This is a genomic window from Thalassospira sp. MCCC 1A01428, from assembly GCF_002115825.1.
GTDB lineage: Bacteria > Pseudomonadota > Alphaproteobacteria > Rhodospirillales > Thalassospiraceae > Thalassospira.
In genome coordinates this window covers 20,674-36,357 of record NZ_JFJZ01000006.1, presented here as the reverse complement: position 1 = coordinate 36,357, position 15,684 = coordinate 20,674, and the positions used below count along the sequence as shown (strand labels likewise).

Below are 15,684 nucleotides of genomic sequence, written 5' to 3'. Positions count from 1 at the left end.
GCGAATCTACAGAGAACTTAGGGTTTCTCATCTAAAAAAACATTTTCGCGATGCCAATTCAGGCATTCTGCATTTGGGGTAAACCGAAAAGGCAAATTAAGACTGCATCCGTCAAATTTACCGAAATAACTCATAGAGATATCGGATTTATCATCTTGTAACTTTTTGCTCAACCTAATGTGAAATTGGCTGTCTAGCGTCCAAAACCCTAGGTCAAATGCTTTATCATGGATCGAACAAAGAGAGATGCCGTTATCGGGCCGCAACCTTAAATCGTGGCGCTGATTCCACGGCACGATATGCGATGCGACCAATAAGTTTGTTATCTTTAGCCCACAGACTCCACATTGATGATAATAACCCGATAACACTGCATCTCGGAAAAATGACTGCCCGACGCGATTTTTACGCAGGGAAACACGCTCTGTCACCGCTGGTGGCCGTCCCAAAAACGGCATATCTCCTTCGTCAAATTGACGGGGTGGCGGCACTGAACCATTAAGGCCATCGTCGTATTGATCGCGATCAAGGACGCGCATGACGGCATCTTCAACCTTACCAACGATACTTTCCGGATCGGCAACAAAGGCTGCCATCAAGTCGCGATCAGCCTGACTTGCCCCTTTTAGGCCCTTGCCGTTCATCGCCGGGTCAAGACTGGCGAAATTACATAACTTCATCGCCAGCGAACTTGGTGTCCGATCCAGCACTTTAGAAATCTCGATAATGCGAGGTTGATATTGGTGGAATTGCCCAAACTCAAGCTCGAAATAAATCTTAAGGGCCACCAATAATTCAGTTTCGCCCCACCTACGACCCGCCATGTATCCCCCAAAACGCTAAGAAAGGCGCATAAACCGCCCCCTAGCACAGATTGGAAGATATTGATTTACAATCAGTTACCGACACCCTTATTGGCCGGCTGCCCCACAAGGATTGTACGCCCCGCAAGGGTTTTCAGCAGCACAGGGATTGCTCATTGCTGGCGCACACGGGTTGCCCGCAGCACAGGGGTTAAACGCCCCGCACGGATTACTTGCCGCACAGGGGTTACTCGCGGCGCATGGATTATATGCGCCACACGGGTTAGCTGCACTGCACGGGTTTGCCGCACCGCAGGGATTTTCAGCAGCACAGGGATTAAACCCGGCGCACGGGTTGGCATTGGTGCCCGCCGCACCGCAAGGGTTGGCCATGCAGGGGCTGGCCGCTGCACACGGGTTGCCCGCGCCACAGGGATTACCCGCCGCACACGGATTTCCGTTATCCGATGCCGCCGGTGCCGGTTTGGCAATAGCAGGTGGATTAGGGGTGGCTGTGGCGTGGCTAAAATGGTCGGCGGCGATGGCACCTGTTGCCGCCAGAAAAACCGCGCCATAGAGCAAATAATTACGATCGGTCATTTCTTTTTAAATCCATCAAGGCCAAAAACGGGGCGAACGGCAATACCAAGCAAACTGCCGGTAAAGGCCGCCGCAAACCACAACCAGCCATGCAGGCTGCCCGATGCAATGCCACTAAACAGCGCACCAATGTTGCAACCAAAGGCAAGACGGGCACCATAACCCATCAAAACGCCGCCAATTGCCGCAGCCACAAGCGATGCCATTGGCACCCGCACCCGCGGGGCAAATTTACCTGCCAGGGCCGCTGCCAGCGCCGCCCCGATCAGAATGCCAAAATTCATCACCGATGTATCATCGGCCAGCACTGAATTATGCAGGGCGCGCGCCGGTCCGGGCCAGTTCCAGAACGCCCAGTTTTCAACACCAACGCCAAACACCTGGGCGATTTTAGCGCCCCAGACCCCGAACCCGAACGTGATTGACCACGGGTGACCAGTCACCAGCAAGGTGATGACGTTCATCCCCGCCAGCAAAAAACCGGTTCCTACCAGCGGCCATGGACCGTGAAAAAAACGCGGCCAGCCTGAACGTGACGGGGCAGAAACCGTTTCAAGCGCCCCATGGGCCCGACGTTCAATCACCACCGTAATCAACGCGACCAGTGCCAGAGCAACAAGCGTTACAGCCACCCCGCCTGCCGGGCCAAAAACCGCCCCCAGCCCCACAGCGGGAATGGCCGGCAAGGTCAGCCACATGGGCAAATGAGCCGTACCGATGAGCGCACCGAAAACAAAAAAGGCCAGGGTCACCAACATGCGGGCCGAACCACCGCCCGCCGTAAACAGCGTACCGGAACCACAGCCACCGCCAAGTTGCATGCCAAAACCAAACATCAGGGCCCCGACCAGCACCGACACCCCGACCGGGGCCAATGCCCCGACAATCGGGTTGCCCAAAGGTGCGCCAAAGGCAAGCAGGGGAATAAAGGCAATGGCGGCAACCGCAATCATCAGCAACTGCGCCCTCATAGCGCGCCCGCGACGTTCAACCGCCATGCGACGCCAACCGCCGGTAAAACCGAATGACGCATGATAAAGCGCAAGCCCCAACACCCCGCCAATCAGATAAACCACCATCTGATGCAGGCTAACGGCCTGGGCAATAATCAGCGCAACAGCAATAAAGATAACGGCACAAATCGCCGTCGGGCCACGATCAAAGGTAAATCGGGGCATGGGTGCGCTTTGGGTGCGGGCCGCAGCCCCGCTGGTATCAGCCATGATTGATCCTGAATATTTTGATTTTCAGACAAAGCCGTGCGCATCGAACGCATAAGGGGCCACTTGAAGATATGATCAAGCCGCCCCTGAAGTTCCGCCCCGGCATAGCCCGATATTGTTACGCGCAGCGCCGGTATGTTTGCCTCACAATATAAGAGTGATGTTTCAGCCCCCTGCCCCTGCAGGGATCACCCCATAATGCAAACACATACCGGCAACCATAAAAACCGCGGAATTATTGGGTTTTTACCACATCGCGCGACGGATCGGCGGCCCATTCGGTCATCGAGCCATCATACATTTTGGTGTTTTTGTTACCCGCCACTTCGGACAGGCCAAACCATGCCACCGACGCCCAATGGCCGGTGTTGCAATAGGTAATTTCCTGACTGTTCTGCGAAACACCGGCTTTGCCTGCCAATTGTTCAATCACATCGGCAGCAACAAATTTACCCTGTTTCTCGTCATAGAATTTCGACTGTGAAATATTGACCGCACCGGGGATCGCACCATAACGGGCAACAACCGGGCTTTTGCTTTTGCCTTCAAACTGGGCTTCGGGGCGGGCATCAATCAGGGCAACGCCATTGGCCTTTGCCGCAGCAACATCATCGGCACTGGCAACCAGTTCAGGGCGATAATGGGCGGTGAAAGCCACCTGTTGCGGGGCAACGGCATCGGTCGAAATGTCACCATCGGCAGCAACCCAAGCCCGCTGACCGCCATCCAGAATGGTTACGGCATCATGGCCCAGCACCTTGAAAGTCCAGTAAACACGGGTGGCAGCCCCAAAATCGCTGGAATTATCGCCCGCGGGGACAATCACGACCTGCTTGTCGTTATCAATGCCAAGGCTGCCAACGCGCTGCGCGATCACGTCAACGGGCGGCAACATGGCAACAACGTCGCCAACCTTTGAACGCCAGCCAAATTTGCCATAGGGCGCAGCAACCGCGCCGGGGATGTGCCCCGCAGAATAGGGATTGCCCGATTTACCCGGCGAACGAATATCAACCACAACCATTGACGCATTGCCAAGGTTATCGGCCAGCCAGGATGTATCAACCAGCGGCTTTTCGGTCAAACGTTCGGCCTGGGCAGCGGTTGCGCCAACCATCAGGGAAATGGCGGCGATGCCTGCCAGAATATAAGAACGCATGGTATGCAACCTCCAAAAAGAAATTCGATTTGTAGGTCTTATATATTTTCCACTACTAGTTAGTCAAATTTTTTTAAATAACATAATTTATTGTGTTAATTTTGATCCATCAAAGTTCACGGCAATGCACAACACGGCATCGCCAACACCAACATTTATTGGCCCTTGCCGGATAAAAATACAATTTGATTAGTTCCCGGCCCCGGGCACAACCACCCCAAGGGCGGCAAAGGCAGTGCCAATCCGGTCTATTTTCCGTATTTCGGCCTCGGTCGTGCCCGTATCATCCGGCCCTTTGTAGTACGAACAATATTCCGGAATGATCAATGTGTTTTCAATCACCCGCAAATCATAAAAATCGCCAATGGCGTTCCGTTCAATGATCAGGTGCATTTTGGCGTAGGGGTATAAATCCCCGTCAATCACAACGCCATGTTCGGTTAAAACACACGGATCATATCCGTCGGTCCAGGGGCGGGCATTGTTATTTAGAAATGTCAGCGCAACATCCGCTGGCATAAAATCAACTGCCGTGCGGTCAATCGTCGCGTCTTTAAATTCGCACCCGGCCAGCATAAAAGCAGCCAGGCACCCCAACCCCAAAAATCGCTTTTTCATACTTGTTCCCTAAAACTGTAACGGTAAGAGCCCGCCCTGTTCCTGCCGCTGTGACCTTTAATTTGGCATCACAGGCGATGATGGCCGCTATCTGTATCCTGATCCTGTGCCAGCCTGTGCCGGCCTGTGCGATCATGACCTGTTATTTTATTTGTGACCCGCTTAACCCGGCAAGTTCCTGTTGCGCCGCATTCATCGCGGCAAGTTCCGCCGGGCAGCGCGACGGGGGAACATCCCCCGACACCACAACCGCCATCCCGGATGTTAACTGATTAAAACTGTTATCTTCCGGCATGGCCGAGATGGCCCGGGGGTTGGGCTTTTTACCCGGCTTTAATTTTATCAGTGCGCCATCATCACGTTGCACCAGCATATCGCCACCAGGGCCGGACGGGCTGTCGAGATCAACAACAACAAATCCCCAATCGGCGCGCACTTCGCGAATAACCCCAACCCGGTTTAACGAAATCAGGCTGGCCTGACATTGGGCAAGACGGGCATTTGCCGCATTCAACCGGTCCCGAGCCTGCCCCAGCAGCAAGGCTTGCCGGGCTTCGGTATTTTGGCTAAAGGGCAAAAAGGCAACAACGGGCGCATCGGCTGTCGGGTCGGCCTCGATCGCATCAAAATCCTTATGCGACAAAAACACCGTTTCAAATTTGTTGCCCACCCGCACCCCGGCCATAATGCCCGATGGCATCAGGGAAACGGTTGCCAGATGCGACCGCAAATTGCTGCCGACTTCCTCGCTACGTTCCCAAACCTTTCCCCCGGTCAAGGCGGCATAGCGGGTGATCGTAAAAAAGCTTTTGCCTTCTTGCGGACCGGTTTCAGGCACGATAACGCCGGTCACCACCACACCTTTATTATCAGCAGCAAAGGAAAAACCCCCATCGCGATAATCAACCATGGCCCCCAAATCAATAACCCACGGCACGGCACCTGTTGTTGTATCCACAACATACAAACTGCCGCGTGACCGCCTTGATGCGCCAAAGCTACTTGCGCCATACAAATATATATGGCGCCCGTCCGGTGACAGGGCAGCTTTCGTGACACGGGTGTAATTTCTGTGTTTTTCCCAAAAATCCTTGCCAAAGCCGGTGGTTGGGGGCTGCGGCTTAACCACACGCAGCAACTGGCCTTGCGCGTTTAAAACACGCAGCACCGGGTTGATCCCCTCCATGTGCAAATAGATATTCCCGGCATCATCGCGAACCATCGCCGCCAGATCATCACTGACATTCTTTTCTTTGGGGGGCACATAACGCCACTGCGTTTTGCCATCCCCGTCCAGCCTTTCGATATAGTCCTGCGCGCCAATCAACGTGTAGGAAACAATCATTCCGCCTTTGCCATCGGCCAGCACCCCGGTTCCATATGCATTTTTACCCGTGCTGGAACCAATATTTCGCTGCCACACAACGCGCCCCAAGGCATCATAGCGCACAAAAGCAGCATTTGCTGGCACCGTCCGCTCAATCGGGGTCGGTCCATAGGTACTCCCGGCCATCACAAACTGGCCATCTTCCAACAAGGTTCCGGCTTTGAAAAATGCACCGCTGGTCCCGCCCAGAACACTGCGCCATTGCACCACGCCCCGCGCATCGACAAAACTGCTTACGGCGTTTGAATACCCCAAATCTTCGCTCGTGCTGCTTGCAGCAATATGACTGCCATCGGGATATGTCAGACGAATGGGGCCAAGGGGTTCGTCGCGGCGCCAGCTTTTATCGAGCAGGGTTTGGCGGGCCTTTAATTCATCGAGCATCGCCTGCGCACGTTTTTTCAGGCGTCCTTTGCCTGCCATATATCTGGTCAGGCTGGCTGTGGCGGCATCATTGCGGTGCATCCGCATCAAGGCCTGGCCTTCGGCAAAGTTAATTTCATTTCCCAGCGGTACGTTTAACGCCCGCAGACGTGCAATCATTTCCAGCGTATCGCTGTCATCCGCCCGGATAACCGCATCGCCCAGTGCCGTTGCCAGTTGTTTAAAATCATCGCTGGCTGATGCGGCCGGTGCGGCATGTGCCATTTGCACCTGGGGCATCGCCATGATTGCCAAAAACAATGCCATCGCGCAAAGCAAAAACCCGAACCTGGTGCCGCCGCGAAACATCCCTGTTTTCATGATATCACCCATGCCCGGGAACAACGCTGATTGCGTTTGATGCATCGCATTGGCGCGCCACGCTGTTACAGTGATAGGTGTTTCGCCGAACCAGAATATAGGATGGCAGCGACATTTTTTCGGCCATATCGCGGTCATAAGGCAAAAGGGCATCTTCACAAAACAGGATAAAGCCCTGCTGATACGGCACCCGGCGATGGTCTATATCCGCCGCCGCACAGCCCACATATTCCAGCGCCTGGGGCATGGTATTTTTAAGCTCGGTTTTCTGAATCGGGCCATCACAAAACCATTGCGTGTCGCCAAAATCGGCCGATGTGTTTTCCCGCGTGTAACAATAGGCAACGGCTTCCATCCGTTTTACCGGTTCACGCGCCGCAAGCAAAACGCCGCCCGGCCCGCCAGATGCCCCTGCCCCCGCATTCGACGCACCGGCACCGGTCCCCGCGCCCGCCTTTGGTGCCAAAGGCGACATCGCCGTTCCACCGCCAAAGGCAACATAGGTATCAGAACCCTTATTGCCCGTTATTGCGCCACCGGCCCCACCCTTGACCACACCGGCCATAATTGTTGCTGAGGCGGCCGCACTGCTTTGCGCGGCACTGGCCTGTCGGGCGGCGGCAAGGCGGGCGGCTTCTGCCTGTTTGCGGGCATTTTCAACCTGGGCCTGCGCCGCACGGGTCGCTGCGGCATTTTGCGCGGCAACAAGCTGCGCCTCGGCATCGGCCTGGGCGCGGCGGGCGGCATTAAGTGCATTTACCGTGGCATAGGCATTTTCCGAAGCGGCACGGCCCTGTATTTCGGCCTGGGCAATGTTGTTTGCAGCCCGGTTAATCGCATCCATGATCGTGGCGTTATTTTGCGCCTGCGCGTTTGAGGCACCTGAATTGCGAATGGCTTCAATGCGGGCAATGTCGGCGGCACGGCGGGCGGCCTTTATTTTCGCTTCGTTTTCTTCCACCAGTTTTGCCTGGCGTTTTTTCTCGGCCTTGGCTTTTTCATATTCGGCCCACTGAATCTCCATTTCAGCGTTGCGAATGGCATCAAGTTTATCGCCCTCTATCCGGCGTGTTTCGCGGGTTTCCTGTTCCAGCTTCACCCGGGCATCAAATTCGCCCAGCGAACGGCCCAACGCATCGCCAAGCACCTGGTCAAGATAACCGGCACTGTCAACCGCCCCTGCGCTGGCACCAGAAGCAACCAGCAAAACCACCGCACATAACGTGATCTTCCGCAACATGGTGCCCCTCTCCATGCCATACCCCATACAGGAAGATACCCCCGCCCCAACCTCAGGGCAAGACGGATAAGCACACTGTTCGCGTTAAAATCAGGGGCGCAGGCTGCTAAGATAGCGGGCATATTCACCGGCAAAGGCCGCGTGAACATCGCTACTGCGCAAAACCGGCGGGCGGCTAAGATAACCATGCAGGGTAGCCATGATAAACTCGGCCACAGACGATGCCTGAATGTCGGTGCGAACATATTTGCCAAATTGCGACCGGCTGATATGGCCGGCCAGCCCGCGCCGCCAATAGCGATAAACGCTATCAACCCGTTTGCGGGTGGCATCGTCCATGTTATCAGCCCCCGACGCCAGCCGGGCCAGCGGGCAACCGTGATTTAATATTTCCGGGGCATCACGGGTGCCAAGCCTGTCTACCTGCGCCATCAGAACCGGTAAAACATCCTGTTCAAAGGCCAGCGCGTCCAGCCATATATCATCGATATAGGCTGGCAGGCATTCGTCAATCACCGCATTTGCCAATTGCGCTTTACTGCGAAAATGGTGGTAAAGTGCGCCTTTGGTCACCCCGGCCAGGTCAATAATATTGGCAATCGATGCCCCGTCCACCCCGGCCCGGCGAATTTCGGCAAACCCGGCATCCAGCAGTTTTTGCCGGGTCCCGTTGGGGTCACGCGGGGTGCGCAATTGCAACCGGCGTTCGCCATCGCCTTTGCCATCACGGCGCCAGCCATCTTCATTTTCGTCATCATCGCCAAGAACCAGCGGTGTCAGGTGTCGGATGTCGCTCATATCGTTTTGATACGCCGTAATGTGACCATAACTATGCAAAGGGTTACCTCTTTTAGCCCCAAGGTCAATAACACCTGAGGATAACGACGTGAGATATATCACCTTTCTTTCATCCCCGATCGGGCTGTTTTTGTGCCAGCCCCTTGCAATTCCAAATCAATAAGGCTCTATTTGCAGGCTGATTGCGCCGGGTGCCTTTCCGGTCCATATCGTGTGTCGGACCTTATCGTGACGGCCCACGTGGCCATTCCCGCCTCGACGGATAAAAAATGTATATTCATTCAATCGCCTTTGTCGCCGCCGAAACCAAAATTGCCCAGGATGCCATGTATCGGCTCAAGCATCGCTACGGCCATGTTTCGCCCGACAAGGCCGAGGTGATTGTCGCGCTCGGCGGTGATGGTTTCATGCTTCAAACCCTGCATCGCTATATGGGGCGCAAGGTGCCGATTTATGGCATGAACCGGGGCACCGTCGGCTTTTTGATGAATGAATTTCGCGAAATCGATTTGCCCGACCGCATTGCAGAATCCCAAACGGTGGAACTGCACCCGTTGCAAATGGAAGCCCACACCAAGGATGGCGGCAGCCTGTGCGCCCTTGCCATTAACGAGGTATCGCTTCTGCGTGAAACACGGCAAGCCGCAAAATTACGCATTAAAATAGACGGGGTGGAACGCCTGCCCGAACTGGTTTGTGATGGCGCACTTGTGTGTACCCCGGCGGGCAGCACAGCCTATAACCTCTCCGCCCACGGGCCGATTTTGCCCATGGGCAGCGGTTTAATGGCCCTTACCCCAATCAGCCCGTTTCGTCCGCGTCGCTGGCGCGGGGCCTTGCTGCCCGAACGGGCCGAAGTGGTTTTTGAAATTCTTGATGCCGAAAAACGCCCGGTTTCCGCCGTGGCCGATTACACCGAAGTCCGTGATGTTTCCAAGGTCATTGTCCGCGAGGATCGCAGCATGAAAATCCGGCTGCTGTTTGACCCGGAACACAATCTTGAAGAACGTATTCTAAAGGAACAGTTTGTCGAATGAGCGCGCACCCGACCGAAAAAACCCTGGACTGGCTTGAAAAACTGATCAGCCACAAAACCACCAGCATGGATTCCAACCTGGATCTGATCAATCAGGCGCAGGATTTCCTGCAAGGGCTTGGTTATCGCTGCCATACGGTGTTTGACGACGATCACGGCAAAGCCAACCTTTATGCCTCTATCGGGCCGGATATTCCCGGCGGGGTGATCCTTTCGGGCCATAGCGATGTGGTGCCGGTCGAAGGTCAGGTTTGGCAAAGCGACCCGTTCACCACCGAAATTCGCGGCGACAAACTTTATGGCCGGGGCTCCTGCGATATGAAAGGCTTCCTCGCCTGCCTGATGGGCAAGGCAGAACTTTTCGCCAGTGCCAATCTGCGCGTACCGATCCACATCGCCTTTACCTATGACGAGGAAGTTGGCTGCATCGGCGCACCGCGCCTGGTTGAAATGATCAATGATCTCAATTGCAAACCGGCCATGTGTATTGTTGGCGAGCCGACCAGCATGCAGGTCATTACCCAGCATAAAGGCAAGTTTTCCGGCCGCGCCCATGTTACGGGCCGTTCAGGCCATTCGTCCCTTCCGGGCGAAGGGGTGAACGCGGTTGAATTTGCCGCCGAACTGATTGTGTTTCTTAAAAAACTCGGTGCAAAATTCCGCGACGAAGGCCCGCACGACAACGACTTTGTGCCCAACCACACCACGGTCCATACCGGGCTGATCCAGGGCGGCACCCAGCTGAATATCATTCCGCAAAATTGCTGGTTCGATTTTGAATATCGCAACCTGCCCCTGCATGATCGCGCTGAAATCCGCAAAACCATTCAGGACTATCTCGACAACACCCTGATACCGGAAATGCGCCAAACCTACCCCGAGGTCGGCATCGAAATTGAAACCGTCGCCGATGTCGCCGGCCTTGCCACCGGCGATGACGACGACGTCACCCGCCTTGTCATGGAACTGACCGGGGCGAACACCACCGGCAAAGTCAGCTTTGGCACCGAAGCCGGCATTTTCGCCGAACTGGGCGACATCCCCACCGTGGTTTGCGGCCCCGGCAATATCGAACAGGCCCACAAACCCGATGAATTCATCGCGCTCGATCAGTTGGTACGCTGTGAGGTGTTTTTGGATAAATTGGTGAGGGTTATTTCAAATTAATCAGTATTGCTCCATTAACGCCCGATCGTTTAACTCCTTAAACGGCACTACTGCTTATTGACAAGAACTTTATTTCTCAAAAAAAAAATCACCCATCTAAATTAAATATCCAAGCATACAACGCACAGACCAAAAGGATATTTTTACATGATTATTCCATTATTTTGCCCTCGCTGCCTAATGGAGGCAAAAAACAAGTTAGGCACCAAACCCTACATAAGAGTTCCCATCTCTCAATTATCTGACAACGGAATATACCAAGTTAATTGCAGCAATGGACACACAGAAAATGTAATTCTAGACAACGTAAAATTTGAACTTCTTTTTGAAATGGGCTTAAACGCATTAATTGATGGCTACCCAAGAGAGGCTGTATCATCTTTTGCATCCTCCTTAGAGAGGTTTCATGAGTTTTACTGGCGAGTTGCCATGACCCACTTTGGCCTTAGTCAATCGCAAATAAGCCTCGCTTGGAAGCCTATGGCAAAAATGTCTGAGCGACAAATTGGCGCGTATGTAACCGCAACCTTAGCCTTAGAAAAAAATACTCCCAATTTATTGAACGACAACACTCAAGTATCTTTCCGCAACAATGTCATTCACAATGGATACGTACCTAGAATAGAGGAAGCGATAAGATTTGGAGATTCTGTAATGGAGCGCATCAACGAAAGACTTATTTTTTTAAGAACATTAAAATGCAATTCTTTAGACGAAGTATATAAAACATTATCTCCAAGAGAATTTAATGACAAGAATGACGATCAAGATAAAGAAACATTAATAGGATGTATCAACATCCTCACTGCAATTGATGTCAGGCACCCACCTACAAAAAATGACCGTAGGGTTGGGGATGTAAGGTCTCAAATGAATAGAATATACGATGAACGACAACCCATGAAAATGACGCTTTTAACCGAGGAAGAAATGAAAAGAATCCAAACCACAAAAAAATGAATTAATTCATATGTAAAACGCCTCTAATAAACAACGACTATTACAATCTCGTCGGTTCCATCGACCGCGCCTTATGCTCTTCCCCAACTTGTTTGGCGACATTGAAGCTATCCACGGAGGCTGCTTTCCACCAAAGGGCATACGGGGTATCTTCCGGCGCATCAATCAGCTGGTTTTCCGCCACGAACGGGTAAATCTGGTCGGCCGTGCGGGCTTCGGTGGGGCTGATGCGGTGGAACAGGTGGTGGGGTTCGAGGTCGTGGATGCTGTCCAGCCCGGCAGAGCTTGAAATTTGCAGGGCCGCGTGGACGGTTTTGCGGTGGAAGCGTTCGACCTGCTCGGCCTTGTCTTCTACCACCAGCCCCCGCTGGCGGCGCGGGTCCTGGGTTGCGATGCCCGTGGGGCAGTTGCCTTTATGGCAGCTCATGGATTGAATACAGCCAATCGAGAACATGAAGGCCCGGGCGGCATTCACCCAGTCAGCGCCGAGTGCAATGGCATGGGCCACACCACTGCCGGAATGAACCTTGCCACTAGCCCCCAAACGCACATGTTTTTTAAGGCCAGTTCCCACCAGCGCATTACGCACAATCACCAGCCCGTCATAGAGCGGCAGGCCAACATGGTTTGACAGCTCTATCGGGGCGGCACCGGTGCCGCCTTCGGCCCCGTCAACCACGATGAAATCAAGATAGATGCCGGTTTCCAGCATGGCCTTGGCAATGGCAAACGGTTCGTGCGGATGGCCGACGCACAGCTTGATGCCAACCGGCTTGCCGCCCGATAAATCGCGCAGGCGGGCGGCGAAATGCAGCATTTCGCGCGGGGTGGAAAAGGCTTTGTGGGACGCGGGCGAAATGCAATCCTCGCCCTCTGGCACTTTGCGCGTTTCGGCGATTTCGGGGGTAACTTTGGCACCGGGCAGCACCCCGCCATGGCCGGGCTTGGCCCCCTGGCTAAGTTTTATTTCGATCATTTTAACCTGATCGGTACAGGCAGCTTTGATAAACAGGTCTTCATCAAAATTACCATCTTCGGTCCGGCAGCCAAAATAGCCCGAGCCAAGTTCCCAGATCAGATCACCGCCGCCCTTGCGGTGATAGGGACTGATCGAACCTTCGCCGGTATCATGGGCGAAGTTGCCCATTTTGGCCCCGGTATTAAGTGCCTCGATCGCGCGGGCCGACAGGGAGCCAAAGCTCATGGCCGAAATATTGAGGATCGACGCACTATAGGGCTGGGTGCATTGCGGGCCGCCAATGGTAATGCGCGGGTCAATATCGGGGACTTCTTTGGCGGCAATCGAATGGCTGATCCATTTATATTCGTGGGCGTAAACGTCAAGCTCGGTGCCAAAGGGGTGGTTATCTTCCTGCCCACGCGCACGTTCATAAACCAGACGACGCTGGTCCTGGTTAAACGGGCGGCCTTCAAGGTCGCCCTCGACGATATAGGACCGCAGATAGGGCCGTAAATCCTGAAACAGATAGCGCGCCCAGCCCAGAACCGGGTAATTGCGCAACACCGCGTAATCGCGTTGGGTAACGTCATGCAGGGCAATCACAAGCACCGGCAGGAACACAACCAGCCCCCATAACCAGTCATCCTCCCAGACGGCACCAAGCAGGCAAACCACAGTCCCCACAATGGCAATAAGGGGTAAAATGGCGCGGATCGGGCCGTTGCCGCCGTTAAACGCAGCAAGGATGCTTTCTTTCTGTTTCATGCGGGATGTTCCATGGTTAAGGCCCATAACGTTAAAAACCGGCAGGGGGCATAGGCCCCCTTGCTGTTACAGATCGCGCAGATATTTGAAATTGGTCGAAATCTGGTCGATCACTTCGGTACCGCGCCCCGAAAGGATCATTTTTGCTTCGCTAAGCGCATAGCTGCCAAGCTGATCAACAGAAGTATGGGGCGGCATTGCCACGGCATAGCGGTCGGTTTTTACATCCAGCAATACGGGCCCGTCATGTGCCATTGCGCTCCGAATGGCATCATCGACTTTTTCCGGGTCATCCACCGTTACACCCTTGATATTGCAGGCTCTGGCGATTTGGGCGAAATCGGGGTTGGTCATTTCGGTCTGGTAATTGGGCAAACCGGCCAACTGCATTTCAATTTCAACCATGCCAAGGCTGGAATTGTTATAGACCACCATTTTAACCGGCAACTGATACTGCCCGATGGTGGCAAGGTCCCCCATCAGCATCGACAGCCCGCCATCGCCACACAGGGCAATGCTTTGCCGCCCCTCGCCTGCCAGCGCGGCCCCCATGGCCTGGGGCATGGCATTGGCCATCGACCCGTGCGAGAACGACCCCATAAAGACCCGTTTACCGGTACTTTCAAGATAACGTGCCGCCCATACCGTGGTCATGCCGGTATCAGCGGTGAAAATGGCGTCGTCATCGGCATATTCGCTGATCATGGCGGTTAAATATTCCGGGCTGATTTCGCCGGTTTTGCCGCCGTCTTTGGCATGGCGTGCCAAACCTTCCTGATCGGATGTGTAAACGTCGCGCCGGTCTTTCAGAAAGCTGTCATCGTCGCGGTTTTTAAGGCGCGGCAACAAGGCATCCAGTGTGGCGCGCACATCGCCAATCAGGCCCATTTCAACATGGGTGCGCCGCCCCAGCCGTTCGCCATGCGTTAATATCTGGGCAATGCGGGCATCGGTTTTTAAAAAGTCCTTCCACGGAAAATCCGTTCCCAGCAACAATACCACATCGGCTTTGGCAATGGCATCGGCACAGGCCTTGCCGCCAATAAACCCGGTCATGCCAATGCCGTTGGGGTTGTCGTGCTCCAGCGCCATTTTACCTTTTAACGTCCAGCCCAGCGGCGCATTAAGGCGACGGGCCAGTTCACGCACCTGCGCACGGGCGTGGTCGCACCCCATTCCGCCGTAAATAAGCGGGCGTTTGGCATTGGCAAGCAAATTAGCCAGTTCATCAAGCGTCGCATCGTCGGGCCGAACGATGGTTTCGGGCCGGTAAACCGGTGATGCGATGGAGGTTTCGGGCAAATCAAGCGGCAGAATATCGCCGCTATAACCAAAAACGCCCACACCTTTGCGGGTGATGGCGTTTTGCAGCGCCTGTTGCAACATGCGCGGTGCCTGTTCGGGGATTTGCGCCAGCTCATTATACCAGCTACAGCCATCAAACATGCCAAGGTCGGTTTCCTGGAACGATTCCATGCCATAATCGGCACGGTCGATGGTAGATGGCAGCGCAATCACCGGCGCGCCCCAGCGGTGCGCATCATATAAACCGTTAATCAAATGCACATGGCCGGGGCCGGAACTGCCCGCACAACAGCCAATCCCCCCCAGCACCCCTTCGGCCATGGCGGCATAGGCACCGGCTTCTTCGTGGCGCACATGAACCCAGTCAATGCGTCCGTCGCGGCGGATGGCATCATTTAGCAAATTCAGGCTGTCGCCGGTAACCGCATACAGGCGTTTTACACCGGCATCGGCCAGCATATCGACAATGGTTTCGGCAATAGTTCGGGACATGAAGGTTCCTTTCGCAGACACGACGAACAGGCCAGGAATGCGTTTCGGGCGTAGAAAGAACACAAGGCAGGATCATAAGGGGGCTGCCAGCGCGCCAGAACGGCATCGGGCATTTATCAGAAAATGGTCGATTTTCCGATTCTCGCAAGGGACACGGCAAATTGGAAAAACAAACCATTGATAGCTAAACGCAGCACGTTGCAGCTGGTTCCGCCTATCCCAATGCGATAATACGGATCTATACAGTCGATTTAGCTTATCCGACCTTGACGATCCCCACGCATTTGGCCAAAACAAAAGAGCCGGTGCGTTTGCACCGGCTCTTCGTCACGCGCAACCGACGGCGGGGTCGGGGGACTTGCAGATTATTCTGCAGACCGTCGAAGGCGCGGGAACAAAGCCGGTCCGGCAACGGGCCGGCTTTTT

At 54.4% G+C, this 15,684-nt stretch carries 13 protein-coding genes; 4 read left to right on the top strand and 9 right to left on the bottom strand.

The window, feature by feature from the left end; all coding sequences use genetic code 11:
• Nucleotides 1–17: 17 nt before the first annotated feature.
• Nucleotides 18–824 (bottom strand): HNH endonuclease, encoded by an 807-nt coding sequence (locus tag THS27_RS06945; protein ID WP_085589257.1) that lies wholly within the window; start codon nt 822–824, stop codon nt 18–20.
• 148 nt (nt 825–972) lie between these two features.
• Between THS27_RS06945 and THS27_RS06940 the strand changes: the two genes are divergently transcribed.
• Complete coding sequence (locus THS27_RS06940; protein ID WP_139835502.1) at nt 973–1,380, top strand: hypothetical protein; 408 nt, start codon at nt 973–975, stop codon at nt 1,378–1,380.
• Nucleotides 1,381–1,399: 19 nt separating this feature from the next.
• Here THS27_RS06940 and THS27_RS06935 read toward each other — a convergent pair whose 3' ends face one another.
• The 6 genes from THS27_RS06935 to THS27_RS06910 form a co-directional block, all read right to left on the bottom strand.
• Nucleotides 1,400–2,626, bottom strand: coding sequence for a YeeE/YedE family protein (locus THS27_RS06935; RefSeq protein ID WP_085589252.1), 1,227 nt, complete (start codon nt 2,624–2,626; stop codon nt 1,400–1,402).
• A gap of 235 nt (nt 2,627–2,861) precedes the next feature.
• Nucleotides 2,862–3,785 carry a sulfurtransferase gene (locus THS27_RS06930; RefSeq protein WP_085589250.1) on the bottom strand — a complete coding sequence of 308 codons (924 nt, stop codon included), beginning with the start codon at nt 3,783–3,785 and terminating at the stop codon, nt 2,862–2,864.
• Nucleotides 3,786–3,974: 189 nt separating this feature from the next.
• Nucleotides 3,975–4,403: a hypothetical protein gene (locus tag THS27_RS06925; protein WP_085589248.1), complete on the bottom strand. Its 429-nt coding sequence runs from the start codon at nt 4,401–4,403 to the stop codon at nt 3,975–3,977.
• Between the two features lie 142 nt (nt 4,404–4,545).
• The gene (locus THS27_RS06920) at nt 4,546–6,534 is read right to left on the bottom strand and encodes a hypothetical protein (RefSeq protein WP_139835501.1); all 1,989 of its coding nucleotides are present in this window, start codon (nt 6,532–6,534) and stop codon (nt 4,546–4,548) included.
• 4 nt (nt 6,535–6,538) lie between these two features.
• The gene (locus tag THS27_RS06915; protein ID WP_085589244.1) at nt 6,539–7,774 is read right to left on the bottom strand and encodes a hypothetical protein; all 1,236 of its coding nucleotides are present in this window, start codon (nt 7,772–7,774) and stop codon (nt 6,539–6,541) included.
• A gap of 90 nt (nt 7,775–7,864) precedes the next feature.
• Nucleotides 7,865–8,572: a TetR/AcrR family transcriptional regulator gene (locus THS27_RS06910; RefSeq protein ID WP_085589242.1), complete on the bottom strand. Its 708-nt coding sequence runs from the start codon at nt 8,570–8,572 to the stop codon at nt 7,865–7,867.
• A 269-nt stretch (nt 8,573–8,841) separates the two neighbouring features.
• On the opposite strand from THS27_RS06910, the gene THS27_RS06905 reads away from it, so the two are divergent.
• The 3 genes from THS27_RS06905 (at nt 8,842) to THS27_RS06895 (ending at nt 11,735) form a co-directional block, all read left to right on the top strand.
• On the top strand, nt 8,842–9,609 hold the full coding sequence (locus THS27_RS06905) for an NAD kinase (protein ID WP_085589240.1): 768 nt from the start codon (nt 8,842–8,844) through the stop codon (nt 9,607–9,609).
• The gene (gene argE / locus THS27_RS06900) at nt 9,606–10,775 is read left to right on the top strand and encodes an acetylornithine deacetylase (RefSeq protein ID WP_085589238.1); all 1,170 of its coding nucleotides are present in this window, start codon (nt 9,606–9,608) and stop codon (nt 10,773–10,775) included. The genes THS27_RS06905 and argE overlap by 4 nt, the downstream gene beginning before the upstream one ends.
• A gap of 147 nt (nt 10,776–10,922) precedes the next feature.
• Complete coding sequence (locus THS27_RS06895; protein WP_085589236.1) at nt 10,923–11,735, top strand: hypothetical protein; 813 nt, start codon at nt 10,923–10,925, stop codon at nt 11,733–11,735.
• A gap of 40 nt (nt 11,736–11,775) precedes the next feature.
• Here the strand turns inward: THS27_RS06895 and THS27_RS06890 are convergent, their stop codons facing one another.
• Nucleotides 11,776–13,461 (bottom strand): FMN-binding glutamate synthase family protein, encoded by a 1,686-nt coding sequence (locus tag THS27_RS06890; RefSeq protein ID WP_085589505.1) that lies wholly within the window; start codon nt 13,459–13,461, stop codon nt 11,776–11,778.
• Between the two features lie 66 nt (nt 13,462–13,527).
• Nucleotides 13,528–15,258, bottom strand: coding sequence for a thiamine pyrophosphate-dependent enzyme (locus tag THS27_RS06885; RefSeq protein ID WP_085589234.1), 1,731 nt, complete (start codon nt 15,256–15,258; stop codon nt 13,528–13,530).
• Nucleotides 15,259–15,684 lie beyond the last annotated feature (426 nt).